The organism is Microbacterium sp. B35-04, assembly GCF_010634885.1.
Classification (GTDB): Bacteria; Actinomycetota; Actinomycetes; order Actinomycetales; family Microbacteriaceae; genus Microbacterium.
The window spans coordinates 79,965-100,911 of the sequence record NZ_MWLP01000023.1; the positions used below are offsets into that span (position 1 = coordinate 79,965).

20 protein-coding genes are annotated in these 20,947 nt (G+C 71.4%); 8 read left to right on the forward strand and 12 right to left on the reverse strand.

Features of this window, described 5'->3' with window-relative positions; all coding sequences use genetic code 11:
* Window positions 1-20: 20 nt before the first annotated feature.
* The 3 genes from B1729_RS07075 to B1729_RS07085 form a co-directional block, all read right to left on the reverse strand.
* The gene (locus B1729_RS07075; protein WP_163619156.1) at window positions 21-842 is read right to left on the reverse strand and encodes an alpha/beta hydrolase; all 822 of its coding nucleotides are present in this window, start codon (window positions 840-842) and stop codon (window positions 21-23) included.
* A 127-nt stretch (window positions 843-969) separates the two neighbouring features.
* On the reverse strand, window positions 970-3,708 hold the full coding sequence (locus B1729_RS07080) for a LuxR family transcriptional regulator (RefSeq protein WP_163631536.1): 2,739 nt from the start codon (window positions 3,706-3,708) through the stop codon (window positions 970-972).
* A 90-nt stretch (window positions 3,709-3,798) separates the two neighbouring features.
* Window positions 3,799-5,217 carry an NAD(P)/FAD-dependent oxidoreductase gene (locus B1729_RS07085; protein WP_163631539.1) on the reverse strand — a complete coding sequence of 473 codons (1,419 nt, stop codon included), beginning with the start codon at window positions 5,215-5,217 and terminating at the stop codon, window positions 3,799-3,801.
* A gap of 151 nt (window positions 5,218-5,368) precedes the next feature.
* On the opposite strand from B1729_RS07085, the gene B1729_RS07090 reads away from it, so the two are divergent.
* The 6 genes from B1729_RS07090 to B1729_RS07115 all read left to right on the forward strand — a co-directional run bounded on the left by B1729_RS07090 (window position 5,369) and on the right by B1729_RS07115 (window position 10,475).
* The gene (locus B1729_RS07090) at window positions 5,369-6,193 is read left to right on the forward strand and encodes an ATP-binding cassette domain-containing protein (RefSeq protein ID WP_163631542.1); all 825 of its coding nucleotides are present in this window, start codon (window positions 5,369-5,371) and stop codon (window positions 6,191-6,193) included.
* Window positions 6,190-6,861 (forward strand): ABC transporter permease subunit, encoded by a 672-nt coding sequence (locus B1729_RS07095; protein ID WP_163619149.1) that lies wholly within the window; start codon window positions 6,190-6,192, stop codon window positions 6,859-6,861. The genes B1729_RS07090 and B1729_RS07095 overlap by 4 nt, the downstream gene beginning before the upstream one ends.
* Window positions 6,858-7,583, forward strand: a complete 726-nt coding sequence (locus B1729_RS07100; RefSeq protein WP_163619147.1) for an ABC transporter permease subunit — start codon at window positions 6,858-6,860, stop codon at window positions 7,581-7,583. Before B1729_RS07095 ends, B1729_RS07100 begins: the two co-directional genes overlap by 4 nt.
* A 25-nt stretch (window positions 7,584-7,608) precedes the next feature.
* The gene (locus B1729_RS07105) at window positions 7,609-8,523 is read left to right on the forward strand and encodes an ABC transporter substrate-binding protein (protein WP_163619145.1); all 915 of its coding nucleotides are present in this window, start codon (window positions 7,609-7,611) and stop codon (window positions 8,521-8,523) included.
* Between the two features lie 148 nt (window positions 8,524-8,671).
* Window positions 8,672-10,141, forward strand: a complete 1,470-nt coding sequence (locus B1729_RS07110) for a YrzE family protein (protein ID WP_163631545.1) — start codon at window positions 8,672-8,674, stop codon at window positions 10,139-10,141.
* Between the two features lie 34 nt (window positions 10,142-10,175).
* Window positions 10,176-10,475: a hypothetical protein gene (locus B1729_RS07115; protein ID WP_163631548.1), complete on the forward strand. Its 300-nt coding sequence runs from the start codon at window positions 10,176-10,178 to the stop codon at window positions 10,473-10,475.
* Window positions 10,476-10,531: 56 nt separating this feature from the next.
* Here the strand turns inward: B1729_RS07115 and B1729_RS07120 are convergent, their stop codons facing one another.
* From B1729_RS07120 to B1729_RS07150, 7 genes are all read right to left on the reverse strand, one after another.
* Window positions 10,532-11,158 carry a TetR/AcrR family transcriptional regulator gene (locus tag B1729_RS07120; protein WP_163619134.1) on the reverse strand — a complete coding sequence of 209 codons (627 nt, stop codon included), beginning with the start codon at window positions 11,156-11,158 and terminating at the stop codon, window positions 10,532-10,534.
* Window positions 11,155-11,922: a tyrosine-protein phosphatase gene (locus tag B1729_RS07125; protein ID WP_163619132.1), complete on the reverse strand. Its 768-nt coding sequence runs from the start codon at window positions 11,920-11,922 to the stop codon at window positions 11,155-11,157. The genes B1729_RS07120 and B1729_RS07125 overlap by 4 nt, the downstream gene beginning before the upstream one ends.
* Window positions 11,919-12,812, reverse strand: a complete 894-nt coding sequence (phnE, locus tag B1729_RS07130; protein ID WP_163631551.1) for a phosphonate ABC transporter, permease protein PhnE — start codon at window positions 12,810-12,812, stop codon at window positions 11,919-11,921. Before phnE ends, B1729_RS07125 begins: the two co-directional genes overlap by 4 nt.
* Complete coding sequence (gene phnC / locus B1729_RS07135; protein WP_239526075.1) at window positions 12,796-13,689, reverse strand: phosphonate ABC transporter ATP-binding protein; 894 nt, start codon at window positions 13,687-13,689, stop codon at window positions 12,796-12,798. The genes phnE and phnC overlap by 17 nt, the downstream gene beginning before the upstream one ends.
* Window positions 13,686-14,594: a phosphate/phosphite/phosphonate ABC transporter substrate-binding protein gene (phnD, locus tag B1729_RS07140; RefSeq protein WP_163631554.1), complete on the reverse strand. Its 909-nt coding sequence runs from the start codon at window positions 14,592-14,594 to the stop codon at window positions 13,686-13,688. Before phnD ends, phnC begins: the two co-directional genes overlap by 4 nt.
* 208 nt (window positions 14,595-14,802) lie before the next feature.
* A complete protein-coding gene (locus B1729_RS07145; RefSeq protein ID WP_163631557.1) occupies window positions 14,803-15,207 on the reverse strand; it encodes a DUF3054 domain-containing protein in 405 nt (134 codons plus the stop codon).
* Window positions 15,204-15,947 (reverse strand): sulfurtransferase, encoded by a 744-nt coding sequence (locus B1729_RS07150; RefSeq protein ID WP_163631560.1) that lies wholly within the window; start codon window positions 15,945-15,947, stop codon window positions 15,204-15,206. Before B1729_RS07150 ends, B1729_RS07145 begins: the two co-directional genes overlap by 4 nt.
* Window positions 15,948-16,345: 398 nt before the next feature.
* Between B1729_RS07150 and B1729_RS07155 the strand changes: the two genes are divergently transcribed.
* Window positions 16,346-17,824 (forward strand): HNH endonuclease signature motif containing protein, encoded by a 1,479-nt coding sequence (locus B1729_RS07155; RefSeq protein ID WP_163631563.1) that lies wholly within the window; start codon window positions 16,346-16,348, stop codon window positions 17,822-17,824.
* 195 nt (window positions 17,825-18,019) lie between these two features.
* On the forward strand, window positions 18,020-18,244 hold the full coding sequence (locus tag B1729_RS07160; RefSeq protein WP_163619121.1) for a hypothetical protein: 225 nt from the start codon (window positions 18,020-18,022) through the stop codon (window positions 18,242-18,244).
* Between the two features lie 120 nt (window positions 18,245-18,364).
* Here B1729_RS07160 and B1729_RS07165 read toward each other — a convergent pair whose 3' ends face one another.
* Both B1729_RS07165 and B1729_RS07170 read right to left on the reverse strand, forming a co-directional pair.
* Window positions 18,365-19,303 (reverse strand): SDR family oxidoreductase, encoded by a 939-nt coding sequence (locus B1729_RS07165; RefSeq protein ID WP_163631566.1) that lies wholly within the window; start codon window positions 19,301-19,303, stop codon window positions 18,365-18,367.
* A gap of 182 nt (window positions 19,304-19,485) precedes the next feature.
* Window positions 19,486-20,904, reverse strand: coding sequence for an amidase (locus B1729_RS07170; protein ID WP_163631569.1), 1,419 nt, complete (start codon window positions 20,902-20,904; stop codon window positions 19,486-19,488).
* Between the last annotated feature and the right edge of the window lie 43 nt (window positions 20,905-20,947).

Here is a 20,947-nt window from a genome sequence, read left to right on the forward strand (position 1 = left end):
AGGTCGAGGAGGGCGACGGCTCACTCGCCGATGAAGGCGAGCAGATCCGCGTGGAGGCGCTCTCGCGCCGTATCGGGCAGGCCGTGTGCGCCGCCGGCGTACACCACGAGCCGCGCATCCGGGATCAACTGGGCCGACAGCCGGCCGCTGATCTCGAACGGCACGATCTGGTCGTCGTCGCCATGGATCACGAGGACGGGCACGTCGATCGCTGCAAGATCTTTCCGGAAGTCCGTCGCGGAGAACGCCGCGATGCATTCGTGGGCGTTGTGGGTGCCCGAGGCGAGCCCCTGGGACCAGAACGCGTCGCGGGTGCCCTGCGCGATGGCGCCGGAACGGTTGTGACCGAAGAACGGGCCATCGGCCAGGTCGCGGTAGAGCTGGGATCGATTCGCCACCTCACCGGCTCGGATCCCGTCGAAGACATCGAGGGGAAGCCCGCCGGGATTGTCATCGGCGTGCACCATGAGCGGCGGCACGGCAGAGACGAGCACCATCCTCGCCACCCGTGCGGATCCGTGCCGAGCGACGTACCGCACGACCTCGCCCCCACCCGTCGAGTGTCCGACCAGAGTCAGCCCTGAGAGATCGAGCCGATCGACGAGACAGGCGAGGTCGTCGGCGTAGGTGTCCATGTCGTTGCCGTTCCAGCTGCGGGTCGACCGGCCGTGGCCGCGGCGATCGTGCGCCACGACGCGGTGACCGCGCTCGGCGAGGAACCGCGCCGAGGCCTCCCACGCGTCCGAGTTGAGCGGCCAGCCGTGGCTCAGCAGCACGGGCGCCCCGTCGCCCCAGTCGATGTAGAAGATCTGCGTGCCGTCTTCCGTGGTGAGGTAAGGCATGGCCGGCTCCCTTCGGTGCTGCCATGGTCCGGCGCGGGAGCGCTCCCGCGCATCACGTGCGCACGTAGTCGCCACCGCCGTCGAGAGCTCTGGCACCACGCGCCAGGGACATCCGTCCCGGCGATGCTCAGCGGGGTGGGAAGTGGTCGGTGAGCTGACGTCGCGACGAGACGCCGAGCTTCCGGAAGACCTTGCGCAGGTGATAGTCCACGGTGTTGGAGCTGATGAACAGCGCAGAGCCGATGTCGGCGTTGGTAGCTCCGCGCGCGGCGAGCCGCGCCACCTCGGCCTCCTGCGGCGTGAGCTGCCCCATGGGTAGCGCGGGCTCGCTGATCTGCTCGCCGGCGGCGGTCAGCTCGCGACGCGCACGCTCGGCGAAGCCTGTCGCGCCGACGTCCAGGAACGCTTCGCGGGCGGCATGCAGCGGGACCCGCGCGTCGCTGCGCCGTCGCATGCGGCGCAGCCATTCGCCGTAGACGAGGCGGCTGCGGGCGGCGTCGCCTCGATGGCTCGGAGTGTCGAGCAGCCCGATGGACGCGAGGTAGAGGGCCTCGGCGTCGCCGTCGCCGGCGAGAAGGGCATCGCATCGTGCGGCGAGGCCGCGTGCCCACGGCGACCCAGACGCGGCGGCGTACCTCCGCATGCTGGCCGCCGCCGTATGCGCCGCGGCAACGTTGCCGCTGCGCACGGCGGCCTCGACGAGTTCGGGAATGTGATGGAAGCTCGCCTGCAGAAAGGGATGCTCCACCAGGTGCGACAGGCGCTCGAACGCCGAGGCATAGTCCCCTTCAGCGATCTCGACGATGCCGAGTGCGCCGACAGCCATCCGCGCGACACCGCCGTAGCCGAGCGCGCCCATGCCGTCGATGATCTGCTCCACGGTGGCCCGCGGCGCGCCCTGCCATGCCAGCTGCGCAGCGTTGACGGTCTGCTCGTCGACATAGCCGAGGGCGCGCCGAAGCTCCTCCGCCTGCGCGAGATACTCACTCGCCCGAGCCGGATTCATGCGCGACAGCTCCACCGCGCTCAGCACCCACAGCGCACCGTCCACCTCTCGCAACGCCCCGCGCTCACGCCCCAGGCGCACGGTGCGTGAGAGCAGACGGGATGCCGCGTCGCAGTCCCACGTCGCGATGCAGGGAGCGACGGTGTAGAAGCTGAAGTCCAACAGCACATCGTCGTCGAGGCCCTCGAGCATCGCCACCGCCTCGCGCAGCGACGGCAGCGCCTCGACGTAGTCGTCGAGCGCGAACGAGGCGATGGCCCGCAGCGCGATCGCGTACACGCTGCCGTCGCCCTCCGCAGCAGAACGCATGCGCACCGCGAGCTCTTCGACGCGGGCGCCGACAGCACGGTCCTCGACGGACATCGCCGAATTCAAGGCGAGAAGGAGCGTCTTCTGCTCGAGGGCGCTGGCCCGGCCGCGGAACTCGTCGGCGGCCGCCATCAGCACCGCCGGTGTGTCTCGCATCGAGGTCGGGTCGGCCAGATAGATGGTGCAGATCGCCTCGACCACCAGCATCCGACCGCGTCCGATGGGGTCCAGAAAGGCCGGTTCGACGCGTTCCAGCAGCTGGCGCGAGAGCACGCCGGCGCCCGCCGCGATCGCGGCCTCGGCAGCGCCGACGAGCCACTCGCTCTGCAGCCGCGGCGAAGGGGCCAGCTCTGCAGCCCGCGCGAGCAGCAGTGCGCGGGATTTCGTACCCCCTCGCGCGCCGGCGAGGTCGGCGACCACGGCGAGCTCCTCGGCGACGGCGGCATCAGTGCCGGCGCAGGCCGCCGCGGCATGCCACGCCGCGAGCTCGCGGTGGCCGCGCCCGGCCGTCTGGTCGCGCAGCGCGGCGTGCGCCCTTCGCCGGTCGGCGTCGGGCATGCCGCCGTACACCGCGGATCGCACGAGCGGATGCCGGAACCTGACCCGCTCACGCACCTCGACCAGCCGCAGCCTCTCGGCCTCGGTCGCCGCATCGTCGGCGAGCCCCAGTGCGCTCGCTGCCCCCCGCACGACGCCCGCATCGCCGGTCGACTCGGCCGCAGCCAGCAGCAGCCACATCCGCGTCGCCGGTGAGAGCGTCGCGACCTGCGCCGAATAGTGATCCTCAAGGCGTGGACCGAGCGGAGCCGGTGCGCGGCCGATCGCGATCGACGTGAGCTCATGCGCCGAGAGCTGCTCGCCGAGGTCCCGCAGTGCCAGTGGATTGCCCGCCGTGTAGCTCACGATCTCGGCGACGACCGCAGGATCGATCTTGGCGCGCACTGATGCCCGGAGCACCGTCGCCGCTGTGTCGGCGTCCAGTCCTGACAACCGCAGGCGCGGCACCCCGGCGAGTGCGCGGTCGACGCCGTCGTCCTCCCGCGAGACGAATACGAGCGCCACCGCCTCTGCGGAGAGGCGCCGGGCGACGACCCCCAGCACCTCGAGCGATTCCGCGTCCAGATGGTGCGCGTCGTCGACGACGCAGATGGTGGTGGTGTCGTCCCCCGCCCGCGCGAGCACCGACAGCACGGCGAGGCCCACCAGCGCACGTTCCGGCGGGGGGCCCTCGGCCAGGCCGGCGGCCACGCGCAGTGCGCTCTGCTGCGTCGGCGGGATGTCATCGACGTAACCGGCGAGCGGTCGCCCCAGGCGCTGCATCGCGCCGTATGCGAGGGTCGACTCGACCTCGTAGCCGGTGATGCGGAGCACCCGCACATCGGCGAGGTCGCGGATCACCTCCTCGATCAGTGTCGTCTTGCCCACACCCGGGTCGCCCTGCACGAGCACCGCGCTGCTCACCCCGTTGCGCGCGTGCGTGATGAGCGCGCGGAGGGTGTGCAACTCCTCGGCCCGCCCCAGCACCCGATCGGAAGTCGTGATGTCCCTCACCGTAGCGGTCGAGGATCGAGTGACGAAGCACTTTCCGGCGCCGCAGCATCCATCTCTCCGCCGGTACCGACTGCTCGAATGGGACCTCGATCAGCGGCCGAACTCCTCGAGCCAGCGGAGCCACACTTCATTGATCGTCGGATACGACGGCACCGCGTGCCACAGGCGCTCGATCGACACCTCGCCGACGATCGCGATCGTCGCCGCGTGCAGCATCTCGCCGACGTCCTGGCCGACGAAGGTGGCACCGACGAGGACGCGCCGCTTCTCGTCGACGATCGCCCGCGCCCGCCCCTGGTAGTCGTCGGCCAGTTCGCTCGAGCCCGCGAGCCACGACAGGTCGTAGTCGATGACCCGGACGTCGAGCCCCGCCGCGCGCGCGGACTTCTCGGTGTGACCGACCGACGCCACTTCGGGATCGGTGAAGATCACCTGCGGGACCGCGGAGTGATCCGCCGTCGCGACGTGGGCGCCCCAGGGGGCGTCGTCGATCTCCGCCGCCTGCGCACGCGCGGCGATGACATCGCCTGCGGCGCGCGCCTGGTACTTGCCCTGGTGCGTGAGCAGCGCGCGGTGGTTGACGTCGCCCACCGCGTAGAGCCAGTCGACGCCGCGGACGCGCAGCGTGTCGTCGACATCGAGCCACGAACCGGGCTCGAGCCCGACGCTCTCGAGACCGATGTCGGCCGTGCGGGGCACGCGTCCCGTCGCGACCAGCACCTCGGCCGCGCGCACCTCAGAGCCGTCCGACAGCGACAGCACGACATCGCCGTCGCCGTCGCGCGCCGCGCGCTCGACCTCGACGCCGGTGCGCACGGCGGCTCCGGCATCCGTCAGCGCCCTCGCGACCGCCTCGCCCGCGAAAGGCTCGACGCCCCCCAGCAGGCCGGACCGCGCGATGACCGTGACGGTCGCGCCGAACGAGGTGAAGAGCGTCGCCATCTCACTGCCGACGACACCGCCGCCCAGCACCACAAGGGATGCCGGCACGTCTTGCACGCCGGTGGCTTCGCGGCTCGTCCACGGCTGGACCTCGCGGAGGCCGGGGATGTCGGGGAGCAGCGCCGCCGAACCGGTGGAGACGGTGACCGCGTGGCGGGCGACCAGTGCCGTCTCGACGCCGTCCGCGTCGGTGACGGTGACTTCGCGCTCACCGGTGAGCCGCCCGTGCCCGCGGACGAGATCGATGCCGGCGCCGTGCAGCCAGTCGACCTGCGAGGTGTCGTCCCAGTGATGCACGAGCTCATCGCGGCGGTGCAGGCTCGCCGCCACATCGATCTCGCCGGTCACTGCCTGTGCCGCCCCGCCGACCGCCCGCGCGGCCCGCAGCGCTGCACCCGGACGCAGCAGCGCCTTCGACGGGATGCACGCCCAGTACGAGCATTCGCCGCCGACGAGCTCGCTCTCGACGACGACGACCGACAAGCCGCCCTGCGTTGCCCGGTCTGCCACGTTCTCGCCGACGGGGCCGGCTCCGATCACGATGAGGTCGTACTCGCGAGAAGTCATGCGCCCCAACGTAGCCGCGTCGCGCGACACAGGCGAGACGGATGCCGCCGCATCGCGGGGGGCGAGGATACCGGAGATCAGGGCGCCTGTCGGCCTCCGTCATTATGTCGTCGGCCTGTGGTTATGTGGGAACCCCGGCCGAAAGGGCAGCATGGCGATCGAATTCCGCGGGGTCTCGAAGCGGTACCCGGATGGCACCGTCGCCGTCGACGACTTCAGCGTGCTCATCCCCGCGCACAAGACCACGGTGCTCGTCGGCTCCTCGGGCAGTGGCAAGACCACGCTGCTGCGTATGATCAACCGGCTCGTCGAGCCCAGTGCGGGTGTCATCGCCATCGATGACGAGCCCATCTCGGGTCGGGACCCGGTGGCCCTGCGCCGCGGCATCGGCTACGTTCTGCAGAACGCGGGCCTCCTCCCCCACTTCTCGGTCGTCGACAACATCGCGACGGTTCCCGTGCTCAGCGGCGTCCCCCGCGCGAAGGCCCGCGAGCGCGCCCTCGAGCTGATGGATGTCGTCGGCCTCGAGCGCGGACTGGCCAAGCGGTATCCGAGCCAGCTGTCGGGTGGCCAGCAGCAGCGCGTGGGTGTCGCGCGAGCCCTCGCCGTCGACCCCAACATCCTCCTGATGGACGAGCCGTTCGGCGCCGTGGACCCGATCGTCCGCAGAGAGCTGCAGACCGAGACCCTGCGCCTGCAGGGTGAGCTCGACAAGACGATCGTGTTCGTGACCCACGACATCGACGAGGCGTTCCTGCTCGGCGACCAGGTCGTGATCCTCGAGAAGGGCGCGCGCGTCGCCCAGATCGGCAGCCCGAGCGAGATCATCGAGAACCCGGCGAGCGACTTCGTCGCCGACTTCATCGGGGTCGAGCGCGGCGCGCGGGCCCTGCGGGCCAAGCAGACGCCACGCGGCACGGTGCTCGTCGACCCGGCGGGGCGCACGCAGGGCGTGCTCGTGGAGGACGAGCCGTGAACTGGGTGCTCGACAACCTCGACCTGATCGGGGCGCTGACCCTCGACCACCTGCGTCAGAGCGCGGTCGCGATCCTTGCCGGGTTCCTGCTGTCCATTCCCCTGGGCTGGCTGGCGTTCCGGTACACGAAGCTGCGAGGCACCGTGCTGACGGTGATCGGTCTCCTCTATACGATCCCGTCGTTCGCCCTGTTCGCTCTGCTGACGCTGTTCGGCGTGCCGTACCTGTCCGAGCTGAACCTCGTCATCGCTCTCACGATCTACGCCGTCGCGATCATGACCCGCTCGGTGACCGAGGGGCTCGGCTCGGTCGACCCGGTGACGCGCTCCGCCGCGGTGGCGGTCGGCTTCGGCGCGTGGCGACGGTTCTGGACGGTGGACTTTCCGCTCTCTGGCCCGGTCGTGCTCGCCGGCCTGCGGGTGACCGCGATGTCGACGATCTCCCTCGCGACCGTCGGCGCCCTGATCGGCGTCGAGAATCTGGGCTACCTCTTCACGAACGGGTCGCAGCGTCGCATCATCGCCGAAGTCTTCGCCGGCGTCGTCGCGGTCGTGGTCATCGCCGTCGTCATCGACGGGCTGCTCCTCCTGGCCGGGCGCGCGCTCATGCCCTGGACCCGGCGCATCTCGCCGCCCAAGCAGGCCCGCCTCCGGGCGGTGACGGCATGAACCTGCTCGCCGAGGCGCTCGCCTGGATCTTCGCGCCCGCGCGGCTGACCGGCTCGCTGCCGCTGCCCACGGCCATCGCCCAGCACCTCGCGTTCACCTTCGGCTCCGTTGCGATCGCGGCGGTGATCGCCATCCCGATCGGGTGGCTCATCGGACACACCGGCCGAGGGCGCGAGCTCGCAGTCTTCCTCTCGGGTGCCGCCCGGGCTCTCCCGGCCCTCGGACTCGTCGTCCTGCTGAGCCTGCTGCTGGGTGTGGCGTTCAAGACCGAGGCTGCCGTGGCCACATTCGTGGTGCTCGCGATCCCCTCGATCCTCGCCGGCGCGTACGCAGGAATCGAGGCGATCGACAGGACCGTGATCGACGCCGGTCGCGCAATGGGAATGACCCAGTGGCAGATCCTGTTCCGGATCGAGATGCCACTCGGACTCTCGCTCCTCATCGGCGGGCTGCGCTCCGCGACGCTGCAGGTGGTCGCCACCGTCACCATCGGCGCGTACATCGGCGTGGGCGGACTCGGCTACTACATCCTGCAGGGCATCGCGCTGCGCGACTTCGCCGAGATCCTCGGCGCGTCGATCGTGGTCGTCGCGCTCGCCCTGGTCCTCGACGGGCTCTTCGCCCTGCTCGCCCGCGTCGCCGTGCCTCGCACGGACGGCGCCCGTAAACGCTCCCAGGGCGGCGTCCCCGCGCTCGCCCGCGCTCCGCAGTTCTCCCGCTGATCCCACCACACCGGAGGTAACGAAAATGTCCACAGCACGCACGCGCCTGACCGCGGCGCTCGCCGGGACCGCCATCGCCGCGCTCGCGCTCGCCGGCTGCGCCTCGAGCGACCCACTGAGCGGCGACAGCACCGACACGGGCGACACCGGCGACTCCTCGGCCATCGTCATCGGCTCGCAGGCCTACTACTCGAACGAGATCATCGCCGAGATCTACGCGCAGGCCCTCGAAGCCGGCGGCTTCACGGTCGAGCGCAACTTCAACATCGGCCAGCGGGATGCCTACATGCCGGCGCTCGAGGACGGCGAGATCGACCTGTTCCCCGAGTACACCGGCAACCTGCTGCAGTACTTCGAGCCCGACACCACGGCGACGACCTCCGAGGACGTCTACGCCGCGCTGCAGGAGGCACTGCCCGAGGGCCTGACCGTGCTCGACCAGTCGTCGGCGACCGACCAGGACTCGTACAACGTCACGGCCGCCTTCGCCGACGAGAACGGACTGGCTACGATCGCCGACCTCGCGGGGATCGACGGGTTGGTGCTCGGCGGCGCGCCCGAACTGGAGGAGCGCCCGTATGGGCCGACCGGACTCCAGGAGCTCTACGGCGTCACGGTGTCGTTCCAGGCCACCGCCGACACCACCGTCGACGAACTGGTCGCGGGCAACATCCAGATCGCCAACGTGTACAGCGCCGACCCGCGGATCGAGACGGAAGACCTCGTGACGCTGGAAGACCCGGATGGCCTCTTCCTCGCGTCGAACGTCGTCCCGGTCGTGAACGCCGAGATCGCCGATGACATCGCTGACGTCATCAACGCCGTGAGCGCAGCGCTGACCCCCGAGGGTCTCGTCGCGCTCAACGTCGAGTCCACAGAGGAGCAGCGCTCGCCCGAGGACATCGCGGCGGACTGGCTCGCCGACAACGGCCTCAGCTGAACCAACGTCTGCCGGCGCGGCGCCTCCCCCGGATCCCTGCGGATTCCACGGGAGGCGCCGTTCTGTTCGCCCGACGCGCGTCGGCGCGGCCGATCCGCGCGCCGTCGGCGGCGTAGGGCAGACTCGGAGGACCGAGAAGAGGAGCCGCATGTCCGATCCCCGCCCCCCGCAGCCATCGGGCGAGCAGCCATCGGGCCAGCAGCCGTCCAGCGCACAGCCATCGGGCCAGCAACCATCGGCCGAGCAGCCATCCGGCGAGCAGCCGTCGAGTGACGGGGCACCCACGGGTCCCGTCGCGGACGGTGCGTCGCCGCGCCCGTACACGGCACCCTCGCCGGATGCCCCGCAGTATGCGATGCCCGCGTACGCCATCCCCTCACAGGTGACCCCGGCACCCGGTGAAGCCCCGTCCGCCGCCTCGCCTGGTACGCCGCCCCTCGCCCATGCGTACGCCACGCCGTCGTATGCCGATCCCGGCACCGCTCCTCGACCCGGTACGTACGCGTACCCCACCGCCTACGCTGCGCCTTCCGCCGCTTACGCGGCCCCCGTCGCGGCACCGGCCACCGGTCTGCCCCCCTACGCACGCGCTGCCGCCGCCCCACCCCCGTCCTACCCGGGCGCGCCTGCCTTCGGCACGGGCGGGTCGTTCCCACCGGGAGGCATCGACACCCGGCCGAAGGCGCTCGCCGTCGTCGCGCTGTCCATGGCGGGTGCCGGGGTCCTCCTGCTGCTCGTCGCAGCGGTCATCGGCTCGGCGGGAGTCGGCTGGCTGTCACCGCTGCTGCTGTGCGTCTCCTTCGTGCTCTCGCTGATCGCGCTGATCAGCCGCAAACAGGGCGGCAAGGGCTTCGGAGTCGGCGCGCTGCTGCTCTCCATCGTCGGCGGCATCCTCACCGTCGTGATCGCGGTCGCCTGGGTCTTCGGTGCGTTCACCAGCTCCTCCGGCGGCGACGTCGACGAGTACGACGGGTACAACGGGGAGGACTACTCCGTCCCCGGCATCGCTGCACCGGGAACGGATGGGCAGCCCGACCCGGGGGCACAGTTCGCCCCACCGGTGCAGCCGACGGCGACCGAGACGGCGTTCGGACGCGAGTACGACGACGTCTGGTGGTACGCGGTGGTGGTCGACAACCCGAACGCGGACTACGTGTTCGACGCGTACGCCGAGGTCCATGCCTACGCGGAGGACGGGTCCATGATCGGATCGGCTCCGGCGTACACGATGCTGCTCTCCGGCAAGACGGCCTTGGTGGGCTACTTCTTCGATCTGGGCGATGCCGAGATCGCGCGCATCGACGCCGACCTGCCGGAAGCCTCGCAAGCGACACTGTCGCCCGGCACGGAGACCGGGTTCTTCACCGTGGAGGTCGACGCGACCCCGGCCGGCACGGACGGTACCGTCGCCGTGACAGGAACGACGAGCGCGCACTTCGCCGACGATCAGGAATTCGTCGCCGTCACGGTGCTCGCCCGAGCCGCCGACGGCACGATCGCCGCTGCAACCAGCACCTACCTCGATGCGGTCCCCGGCGACGGCACCCCGGTGGCCTTCGAAGCCTGGTTCGAGGACCTTCCCGCTGATGCGACCGTGGAGGCCTTCGCCCACCGATGACCGCCCGCCGGTGACGACGACGTAGCCTGTCGTCATGCACATGGGCGAGATCATGCTGTGGGGCTTCGGCACGTTGGCCGCCCTGCTGCCCGTGTACTTCCTCTGGTTCGCGTTCGACACCCATCGGCGGCGGAAGCAGGGCGAGGCGCCCGCGCATTCGTCCGGCGGACTGCTCGGCATCGACGAGTTCTTCCATCCGAGCGCCGAGAACGCCCGGGCCGTGTGGGAGGCCGAGCAGATCACCCCGGCCCCCGCTCCGACCCCCGGGGACGGCCCGGGCGTGATCGACGGCAACCGGATCGTGATCGAGACCGGGCTGCGCAAGACCGGGTGAGAGCCGGTGCCGGGCACCTGCGACGGAGCAGGGGCGCCGGCATCCGGCATCCGTCGTCAGCCGGTCTCGGCGACCATGCCGCGCCAGGCGATGTCGAACGCGTCCTGACAGCGCTTCCAGACCACGGGATCGCTCAGCGTGTCGCCGCGCACCACCAGCTGGTAGTAGACGACCCCCGCAAGGAGGTCGAAACACGTCGCGGGATCGAGTCCCTTCCGCAGGATGCCGCGCTCGACGCCCGCCTGCAGCGCTCGCTCCAAGGACGCCCGGCGCCGCGACACGTGCGAGTCCCAGTACGCCTGCTGCAGGTCGCGGTCGGCCATCGCCAGCCGGATGCGCTGCCGGAACCGCTCCTCGGAGTAGCCGACGACGCTGACGCGCTGTCCGCCGAACAGCGAACCGCTCACCGCATCGCGCAGGTCGCCGGTGAGGGGGATGTCGGGCGGCACAGTGCGCCCGACATCCAGCGCCGCCGCCACCAGCGCCGTCAGCGACGGCCATCGCCGGTAGATCGCGGCCCGGCTCACCCCGCTCTGCGCCACCAGGAGGCTGACCGTGACCGTCGCGCCCTCGTCGATCAGGGCGAGTGCGCCCGCCAGGATCTGCGCGTCCAGGTCGGCGTCCCGGGGACGGCCGGGACCGCGGCGAACCGCGGTCCCGGACGATGCCTCGACGACCGTCATGCCGCGACAGCCCGCTCCCGCAGGCGCGCGACCGTGGCCTCACTGAGGCCGGCGGCGCGCAGCGGAGCGAGGGCGTCGCCGTGGCGCTCCCGCAGCGTGGCGAGCAGGAGGCTCATCGACACGGCCATCGACCCCTCCAACAGCGACGACGTCGCGTCGTCCGCCTCCGGGTCGAAGCCGAACGCCTTCCACATCGCCGCCATCACCGGGCGGGTGCGCCGCATGATCGCCGCCATGTTGTCGCCGGTGAGGGCGTAGTCGGCGACGATATCGTCGTCGGCGGCGCCGAGCACCAGCAGGAGCATCGCGGCGAGGACCCCGGTGCGGTCGCGCCCGGCGGCGCAGTGGAAAGCGGTCGTTCCCGGGGTGTACGCGATGATGTTCAACGCCGTGACCAGCTGCGGTGCCGCGCTTTCGACCATGTTCACGTACATCTGGCCCATCGCCTCATGACTGAAGCTCGGACGCTCCGCCGCCATCGACTCGCCCACGTTGGCGATGAGCGGCAGGTGGTGGTAGGACACGGCGTGCGCGGCGAACGGGCCGCGACCGGTGACGCCGACCTCGAGGGGCGAGCGCAGGTCGATGATCGCGGTGAGGCCGTCGCCGACCAGCTGCTCGGCGACCTCGTCGGTCACGTAGGCGAGATCGTCGGTGCGGATCGCGAAGCCTTCACGCAGCGCACCACCTGCGACCGGGATGCCGCCCAGGTCGCGCAGGTTCACGGGGGCGCTCAGCTCGATGTCGATGGCTGCGATGGTCATGTGATTCTCCTTCTGATGAATGCGCTGCCCTGGTCGATCGCTGTGACCAGGACGATGATGCAGATGACGATCGCGCAGAGGTGTCCGTAGTCGTACATGCGCATCGCGGTGGTGAGCTCGAGGCCGATGCCGCCGGCGCCGACGAGCCCGAGGATGGTCGCGCCGCGCACGTTGCCCTCGAACAGCAACAGCGTGTACGACACCAGCAGCGGCGCGGACTGCGGCAGGATGCCGTACTGGATGATCTGCCGTTTCGAGGCGCCGACGGCCTCCATCGCCACCATCGGCCCGCGATCGACCGATTCCATCGCCTCGGCGAAGATCTTGCCGATGGAGCCGAGCGATCCGAGGGTCATCGCGAGGATGCCCGCGAACGGACCGAGGCCCACCGCCGACACGAACATGAGCGCGAAGACGAGGTCGGGTACCGACCGGATGATGTTCATCAGCCACCGCGCCGGGTAGTACACCCATTTCGGCGCGATGTTCGAAGCGGCCGCGAAAGCGACGAAGAGCGACAGCACCGCGCCCAGCACCGTTCCGACGATCGCCATCTGCAGCGTCTCGATCAGGAGCGCCACGATCGTGCCGAAGTCCGAGAAGTCGGGGGGAAACAGGCGTCCCAGGAACTCGGTCATGTTGACCGCGCCTTCGGCGAGCTTGGCGAAGTTGAACTCCGCTCCCTGGAACGACCAGATGAGCACCGCGACGGCGACGACGACACCCAGCAGGAAGCGGGCTCGCGGCACGCGGAACGCGTGCTCGAGGCGTTCGCGCTCGTGGGGATCCAACTGAGGCGCCTGCGTGTCGCGCACGGGCCGCTGCCGGCTCGCGGTCCTCTCATCCGGGCCGGTCGTACCCGCGGCCGGGCGGTCAGTGGTCGTCGTCATCGTTCGCCTCCTCGTCGTCGTAGACCACCGACAGTGCGGCGGCGTCGAGCCGCGACGTCGGCGCCGAGACGACGACTTCGCCGTGCTTCAGGCCGATCACCCGGTCGCTGTGCGCGAGCGCCAGCGGTAGCACGTGCAGACTCACGAGCACCGGGATGCCGTCCTCCCGCGCGATGCCGCGGAGCAGGGTGAGCACCGAGTCGGCGAGCTTCGGGTCGAGCGAGGCGACCGGCTCGTCGGCGAGGATCACCCGAGGCCGCTGCATGAGCGCCCGCGCGATCGCGACGCGCTGCTGCTGCCCGCCGCTGAGAGAACGCGCAGGCTCGGTCGCCTTGTGGGCGATGCCGACCCGGTCGAGCAGTTCGAGGGCGCGGGTGCGCTGCTCACGCGTGAACCCGCCGACGAGGTTGAGCGGCCCCGCGTGGTGGAGTCCCCCGGTCAGCACGTTCGTGAGCACGCTGAGACGCGGGATCAGGTTGAACTGCTGGAAGACCTGGCCCATCTGCGCACGCAGGGCGCGCAGATCGCCGGCGCGCATCGACGCGACCTCGTGCCCCGCGACGTGGACGCTGCCGGCGGTGATCGGCGCGAACCCGGTGAGGCTGCGCATCAGCGTGGACTTGCCTGATCCCGAAGCGCCGAGCAGTGCCACGGTCTCGCCCGGGTGCAGGTCGAGATCGACGTCGCTGAGCACAGGGGTGCGGTCGTACGTGACCGCGAGGCCGCGGACGGCGACCACCGGGGCGGTGGTCGGCGCGTCCTGCGGAGCCTCAGGCCGCACCGGCGCAGTGGCGGGCTCCCCGTTCGACCTGCCGGGCGCGGCGGGCGCGGCATCCGTCTTCGCGGTCGGCACCGTCCTCGCCGTCAGCACCGTCACCGCAGGTCCTCGAGCTTGACGCCCGCGACGGCGGCGATGTCGACGAAGCCCTCGAAGAGCCCGGGCTCCGGCGCGATGATCGTCTCGCGGCCGATGAAGCCCTCTCCGAGCGCGCCGAGCGCCTCGGCGTTCGGTTCCGAGAAGACCTTCGGCAGCGCCTCCTCCAGTAGGGTCCGGGTGTCGTCGTCGATCGACTGCCGCACGAGCACCGTGCCGGCGACCGGCATCGACGGGCTCTCACCCACGCCCCGCCACTCGCCGTCGGCGAACGGGAAGTACGGAGCACCCATCTGCGTCAGCATGATCGCGGTGCAGGCGGCATCCACCTGGCCCTGCTCGAGTGCGGCGAAGCTGCCCTCGTGCCCGCCGGCGAAGATCGCCTCGTAGTCCTCGCCCTGCTCGAGTCCGGCCTCGTGGAGCATGTAGACCGGCATGAAGTAGCCGGAGCTCGACGCCTGGTCGGCGAACGCGATGGTCTTGCCCGCGAGGTCGTCGACCTCCTGGATCGGCGAGCCGTCGAGAACGACGCACGTCGACACCGGGGTGTCGTCGCCCTTCCACGCCAGCAGCGCGTCGACCTCGCCGGTGTTGACGGCGAGGGCCGAGGGGAAGCCGCTCATGATGCCGATGTCGACGTGGTCGGCGCGGATCGCCTCGACGACGCTCAGGTAGTCCGGGACGTCGGTGACCTCGACCGTACGGCCGGTCTCCTCCTCGATCAGGGCGGCGAACGCCTCGATCGGGTTCTCAGCGGTGGGGTCGTCGCCGAGCGGGAGCGTGGCGACGGTGATGGGGGCGTCCGCGGTGGCGTCGGAGCCCGAGGCCGAGGCCGTGGCCGAGCAGCCGGTGAGGGCGAGGGCGGCGATGCTGAGGAGTCCGAGTGCGGGGGTTGCGACGCGGCGCATGAGGGGGTTCCTTCCGGAGTTCTGGGGATTTTCGAGAACACCGGTATGCAAACCCGTCGAGGTGACGGCGAATTACGAGACCGCCGGACCGCGAATGGAACGGAAGGTGAACAGCTGCCACGCGCGTCGGCAGACGCCCGGCTTCACACGGACAGCAGACAGCGGATGCCGCCCCTCGGTCGCCCGGCTGCGCGAAGGGCTGTGCGTCTCAGCGCCGGCGCGCGCGGCGCACGACGGCGGCGATGACGCGCCAGCCGACGAGGGCGACGAGCAGCGTCACGGCGGCGACGACGATGAACGCGATCGCGGTTCCCTGACCGGATGCCGCGCGCAGCAGCATCCCTCCGGCCACGGTGACCGCCCACACGCCGAGACCGGTCCGCACGGGCGCTGCGGGTGCACGCCACGCCCGTGTGACGAGCCAGCCCGCCGCAAGGCCGGCGAGGAACGGCCACGCCGTCTGTCCGAGGCCCGTCCACGCGTCCGAGTCGTGGCTCGCGCGGCCGACCGCGGCGAAGGCGATCACGAGCACGATGTCGAGCCCGAGCGCGAGCGCCACCGCACGCCGGGCGGGGCGCTCGGTCGCACGCGCCGTCGGGGCGGCGCCCGTCATGCGCGCACCTCCGGCCGGGGAGCGAGGCCGGGGGTGAGCGCTTCGCGCTCGTCGAACACGAAGCAGTCCCCGCTCCAGTGGTTGCCGCCGACCTGCTCGAAGTAGCCGAGGATCCCGCCGTCCAGCTGGTACGCGTCCACGCCGGACTCGCGAAGGTAGATCGCCGCCTTCTCGCAGCGGATGCCGCCGGTGCAGTAGCTCACCACGGTCTTGCCGTCGAGGTCCGCCGCGGCGGCGGCTGCGGCATCCGGGAACTGGGTGAACCGCTCGAGGCGCCAGTCCAGTGCGCCTACGAATGAGCCGTAGTCCACCTCGAAGGCGTTCCGCGTGTCGAGCAGCACGACCTCGCGCCCCTCGTCGTCTCGGCCCTGGTCGAGCCAGCGGCGCAGCGTCGCGGGCGCGACCGACGGCGCGCGGCCAGATTCGGGGCGGATGGCGGGGTGGTCCATGCGGATGATCTCGCGCTTCACCTTGACGAGCATCCTGCCGAAGGGCTGCGTCTCGGACCAGCTCTCCTTCGTCCTCAGCCCCGCGAATCGCGGGTCCGCACGCAACGCGTCGACGAAGTCGCGCACCGCATCGGCATCGCCCGCGAGGAAGAGGTTGATGCCCTCCTCGGCGAGCAGGATCGTGCCCTTGAGCCCGGCGGCCACCGCGCGGTCACGCAGCACCGGCTTCAGCTCGGCGGCGTCGGCGATGCGCGTGAACAGATACGCCGAGATGTTGAGAACGGATGCCACCCCTCCAGCCTACGGACGCCACGGCGTGCGAACGGCCGGAGCCGGGCACCGTCGTCCTGACGCTGCACCGCCTGGCGCACGCCAGATTCGAACGGTCAGCCGGGCTGATGCCGCGCTGCACGCGCTCGGCGCGGGAGTGCTTCGGATGAGTGAGGTGGATGTCGCTGGCCCAGCCGGCTGGCGGGCTGGGATGACTCCGCCGCGGGGCCGCGGCGGCGCTGGGCCTCGGCACGCACGCGGAAACGGCCATGTCGGAGGCCCCCGGCATGATGGAACTATTCGAAGCGACGGGTGATCCGGTGGCTTCGAACGACGCGATACACGTTGTGCCCCGCGTGTCGCATGGTGGGATCCCCATCAGGATCGCGGTCGCGCGCTGCGCGGCGAAAGGGCACAACGTGGACGACGCACAACGCGACGAGGTCGAGGCGCAACGCGCCGGCGCCCTGGCCGATGAGCTGCGCCGCCTCCACGACGAGGAGGCCGCCCTCCACGCCCGCAGGCTTCGTCTGCTGGCCGAGGCGTTCGCGCTCGCTGAGACGCAGAAGGCTCGCATCCCATCGACGCGGTCCAAGGAGCGCGACATGCCGCTGCGGGCGCTGGCGGCCGAGCTCGGGCTCGCCGTCCGGGCCGGCGACCGCATGATGCAGTCGCACATGTGGGATGCGCACCGCCTGACCACGTCGTTCCCGTCCACGGTCACCGCCCTCGAACAGGGCCGCATCTCGCGCGGACATGTCAGCGCGATCCTCGACACCGGCGCCGCACTCGACGACCCCGCCGCGCGCGCCGCGTTCGAACGAGCCGTCCTCGACTACGCCGAGACCACCACGCCCACCCGCACGCGCGCGTACGCGAAGCAACAGGCCGACATCCACAACCCACTTACCATGCAGGAACGCCACGACCTCGCCGCGCGGGGGCGCCGCATCTGGGTCACCGACGTCGACGACGGCATGTCAGTGCTGTGCCAGCTTCTGCCGACCGTCATCGCCCACGGCATCATCGAGCGCACCACGCGCCAGGCGCAACTCATCAAGCGCACCGACGCCGCACGGCGTCGTGCCGTGCTGGCGACGAACGGCGGGACGGATGCCGCGGCCCCAGCCACGTCCACCTCCGGCGACACCGAACCTGGCGGCGCCGGGATCGGCGGCGCCGGGATCGGCGGCGCTGAGGTCGGCGGCGCTGAGGTCGGCGGTGAGGCCCTGGGCTCCGGCCCTGGCGTCGGCGACTCGGCTGTGGAAGACGACGTGTGGTTCGACGAACGGACCATCGATCAGATCCGGGCTGACCTCGTCGCCGACATGCTGCTGACCGGCACACCGGGGATCGACCCGACCGTCGACGCCACCCCCGGCGGGCTCGGGGCGATCCGCGCGATCGTGCAGATCACCGTTCCGGTGATGACGCTCACCGGAATCACGAGCAGCGGCGCAGAACTCGACGGCGTGGCGCCGGTCGATACCGAGACGGCTCGCCGCCTTGCCGGCACCGCACCGGGGTGGGACCGCGTCATGACCGATCCTGTCACCGGGATGGTGCTCGCCGTCGACCGATATCAACCCACCGCGGCGCAGCAGCGATTCTTGAACGCGCGCGATCAGCATTGCCGATTCCCAGGGTGTCGAAGACCAGCCCGGCGGTGCGACCACGATCACACCCTCGACCACGCGCACGGCGGACCCACCGACATCCGCAACCTCGCCTGCCTGTGCGCTCGGCACCACACGTTGAAACACGCCACCGAATGGAAGGTCCGCCAACTCCCCGGCGGCACCCTCGAGTGGACCAGCCCCGCCGGCCGCGCCCACTTCGACGATCCCCCACGCCGCGTGGTCTTCGTCCCCGGCGACGACTCCGCTGCACCCTTATGACGAACGTCGAGGGCAGACTCGGGGTTCGCTCGACGGGGACTCGGCCGCCCACGGCGCGCTCCGAGACGATGGCACGCGCGACGCGTAGTAGTCCCTCTGCCGCACGCGGTCAAGGCCCTCACAGCGCACCCTCGGAAGCGGGATGCTGGCACCGACCCTGAGGCGACACGCGCCCGAACAATTGGAGGACTCGCCATGACCGATCCCACCGTCCCCGAACCGTTCCCGGGCCAGCCCCCTCCGGGCGAGATGCCGCCGGGCACCACGCCTCCGGACCAACCGGCGCCCGACCAGCCGGCGCCCGGTCAGCCCATGCCGGACCAGCCGGCCGAACCACCGGCGCCCTGGCCGGAAGAGCCGCTCGCGCCGCATCCGACGGAGCCGTCGTTCCCGCAGACGCCGGAGACGCCGTTCCCGTAGCGCGGAGATCGCGAACCTCCGCCTGCCCGTGCCCGACTGAGTCGATCCACTTGCGCTGAACGTACGGATTCAGACGGGCGGGGCGTGCAAGCAGCGCAAGCGAAACGATGCTGTCGTCGGTCAGGGGGCGGTCGTGCCGATGCGCTCGCCCAGAAGGCGTTCGGCGAGCCCCCAGAGGCGGGCGCAGTCCGCCGGATCGGCGAGCCGGCGATACGGCCGCTGCGGCGCGGGGGGACCGCCGAAGTGGAACACGCCCGAAGGGCCGAAGAAGCTCGGGGCCTCCTCAGCGGGGGCGGTCGCCGCGAGCAGCGCGCACTGCGCAGCCTGAGCCGGAGTTCCCCCGAGTCGCTCGCTGAGTGCGCGGCCGGCGCTGTTGCCCCCGCGCGCCCGCATCGCCGGCGCGATCGCGGTGCCGGGCACGACGCCGGGATGGCTGAAACCGACCGTGACGTCCGACCCGCGCGCCCGGGAGCGACGTGCCAGTTCGTACCCGAACAGACCGAGTGCCACCTTCGAGGCGCCGTACGCCCGAAGTGGGCGGTAGTGGCGCTCGCTCTGCAGGTCGTCCCAAAGCACCCTCGAGACGCCCGCGGCGAGACTCAGCTGCACGGCGACGCGCGCGCGCCGCTCCTCCAGCAGGGGCAGCAGTGCCGTCGTGAGCGCGAAGTGTCCGAGGAAGTTCGTCTGGAAATGCAGTTCGAACCCGTCGACGCTGACGTGGCGCTCGGGATCGCCGAGCAGCACGATGCCCGCGTTGAGCACGAGGATGTCGAGCGGGCCGCGCTCGGCGCGCAGCTCGTCGGCGAGCGCGCGCACCGTCTCCAGCCGGGCGAGGTCGAGGTCGCGCAGGCTCACGCGCGCGCCCGGCACGGTCGCGCGGATGCTTTCGACCGCCCGTTCACCCTTCGCCCGGTTGCGCACCGGCAGCACCAGGTCCGCCCCCGCCGCAGCGAGGCCCCGGGCGATCTCGACGCCGACGCCGTCGCTCGCGCCGGTGACGAGCGCGGTGCGCCCGCGCAGGTCGGACCTCGCCACCGGCGATGCGGGCGTGCGAGACATGGGCTCTCCGTTCGGCTGTCCGTCTCGGAAGAGGACCGGCGGGTGCCTGTGATACCCGACGACGCCGCGCTCCCTCCCCCATCGTGGCGCCGTCGACGCGCCGATGCCACCGTGCCGAGAGCCCGGCGCGCTCCGCCGTCAGCGGCGCCTGGCCGGCGAGTAGTCAGCCGCGTGTGCCGCTGTCAGGCCAGGCTCAGCCCCGGCAGTGCGGCCAGCGGCGGCACCCCTGCCTCTACCGCACGTCCGGCCTCGACGAGGAGGTCCTCTCCGAACGACGGGCCGATGAGTTGCACGCCGGTGGGCATCCCATCCGTCCCGGGTCCCGTCGGAAGCGCCAGGGCGGGTAGTCCGAGGAAGTTCGCGGCGACCGTGAGCCACAGGTCACGCCACGCACGGTCAGCCGGCTCCTGCCCGCCGAGGTCGTGGTCGGGCTCCCGCATGCGCGACGTCGACACCGGGCCGAGAAGGAGCGGAACATCGACCTGCAGACGGCGCCAGTCCGCGGCGATCGCGGCCCGCCGCGCCCACGCCTCGGCGTACTCGCGCGCCGTCTCGTAGGGGCCGGCTGCCGCCGTGCTGTCGCGCAGGAACGACGTCGCTGAGCGTCCGAGAGGCTGCCCCAGCACAGCGGGATCGAGCGACATCAGCATGTCGGTGCACGACAGCCGCCGCCAGAGCACAGCTGCCTCCTCGAGGTGCGGAGCCTCGACGTCGACGACATCCCAGCCGTCGCGGGCGAGGGATGCCGCAGCCCGTTCGATCCCGGCAGCCACCTCGGGATGCACTCCGCCCCCGCCGGGTTCGCGCACCACGCCGACGCGGCGGGGCACGTGGATCGAGGGCGGCGGGGCGACGACGGACATCGGGTCGTCGGCATCCCACCCCTGCAGCACGCCGAGCGCGAGAGCGGCGTCGCCGACGGTGCGCGCCAGGGGCCCGTTGACTGAGAACTGCTGGAGCGTGAGTGCGACCGACTGCCCGCGGACGGCCGCGCGCGGCACCCGGCCCTGCGAAGGACGCAGGCCGACGACACCGGCGGCGTAGGCGGGAAGACGCAGCGAGCCGCCGAAGTCGTTGCCGAGCCCGAGCGCGCTCATGCCCGTCGCGACCGCGACGGCGTCGCCGCCGCTGGATCCGCCGGCGCTGCGGTCGCGGTTCCACGGGTTGAGGGTGCGCCCGAAGAGATCGTTGTCGGTGTCCCACCGCATGCCGAAGTCGGGCATGTTGCCGCGGCCGACGGGCACGGCGCCGGCCCGCCGCAGCCGGCGCACGATCGTGGCGTCGCGCTCCGGCACCGCGTCGGCGAGCCCGCGCCAGCCATTCGTCGTCGCCGACCACGTCAGGTCGATGTTCTCCTTCACCGAGAACGGCACGCCCGCCAGCGGACCCGGGTCGTCGCCCGCGGAGAGGGCCGCGTCGACCTCCACGGCGGCCGCACGCGCCCGATCGCCGAAGACGACGCTCAGCGCGTTCACCTCGGGATTGAAACGGGCGATGCGCCGGAGGTGACTCTCGACGATCTCGAGGGCGGACGCTTCGCCGGCGCGGACGGCGGCGGCGATCGCTCCGGCAGAGTCAGGCACGGGGTTCGGCGGTGTCATGGCGATCCCATCCCACCATGCACCGCGGGTCGGCGGCGACGGC

Bases quoted from the DNA above. Each gene is read 5' to 3' on its own strand.
- B1729_RS07075 (WP_163619156.1), bottom strand. From the start codon at position 842: ATGCCTTACCTCACCACGGAAGACGGCACGCAGATCTTCTACATCGAC.
- B1729_RS07085 (WP_163631539.1), bottom strand. From the start codon at position 5,217: ATGACTTCTCGCGAGTACGACCTCATCGTGATCGGAGCCGGCCCCGTC.
- B1729_RS07090 (WP_163631542.1), top strand. From the start codon at position 5,369: ATGGCGATCGAATTCCGCGGGGTCTCGAAGCGGTACCCGGATGGCACC.
- B1729_RS07100 (WP_163619147.1), top strand. From the start codon at position 6,858: ATGAACCTGCTCGCCGAGGCGCTCGCCTGGATCTTCGCGCCCGCGCGG.
- B1729_RS07105 (WP_163619145.1), top strand. From the start codon at position 7,609: ATGTCCACAGCACGCACGCGCCTGACCGCGGCGCTCGCCGGGACCGCC.
- B1729_RS07110 (WP_163631545.1), top strand. From the start codon at position 8,672: ATGTCCGATCCCCGCCCCCCGCAGCCATCGGGCGAGCAGCCATCGGGC.
- B1729_RS07115 (WP_163631548.1), top strand. From the start codon at position 10,176: ATGCACATGGGCGAGATCATGCTGTGGGGCTTCGGCACGTTGGCCGCC.
- B1729_RS07120 (WP_163619134.1), bottom strand. From the start codon at position 11,158: ATGACGGTCGTCGAGGCATCGTCCGGGACCGCGGTTCGCCGCGGTCCC.
- B1729_RS07125 (WP_163619132.1), bottom strand. From the start codon at position 11,922: ATGACCATCGCAGCCATCGACATCGAGCTGAGCGCCCCCGTGAACCTG.
- phnE (WP_163631551.1), bottom strand. From the start codon at position 12,812: ATGACGACGACCACTGACCGCCCGGCCGCGGGTACGACCGGCCCGGAT.
- phnD (WP_163631554.1), bottom strand. From the start codon at position 14,594: ATGCGCCGCGTCGCAACCCCCGCACTCGGACTCCTCAGCATCGCCGCC.
- B1729_RS07145 (WP_163631557.1), bottom strand. From the start codon at position 15,207: ATGACGGGCGCCGCCCCGACGGCGCGTGCGACCGAGCGCCCCGCCCGG.
- B1729_RS07160 (WP_163619121.1), top strand. From the start codon at position 18,020: ATGACCGATCCCACCGTCCCCGAACCGTTCCCGGGCCAGCCCCCTCCG.
- B1729_RS07165 (WP_163631566.1), bottom strand. From the start codon at position 19,303: ATGTCTCGCACGCCCGCATCGCCGGTGGCGAGGTCCGACCTGCGCGGG.
- B1729_RS07170 (WP_163631569.1), bottom strand. From the start codon at position 20,904: ATGACACCGCCGAACCCCGTGCCTGACTCTGCCGGAGCGATCGCCGCC.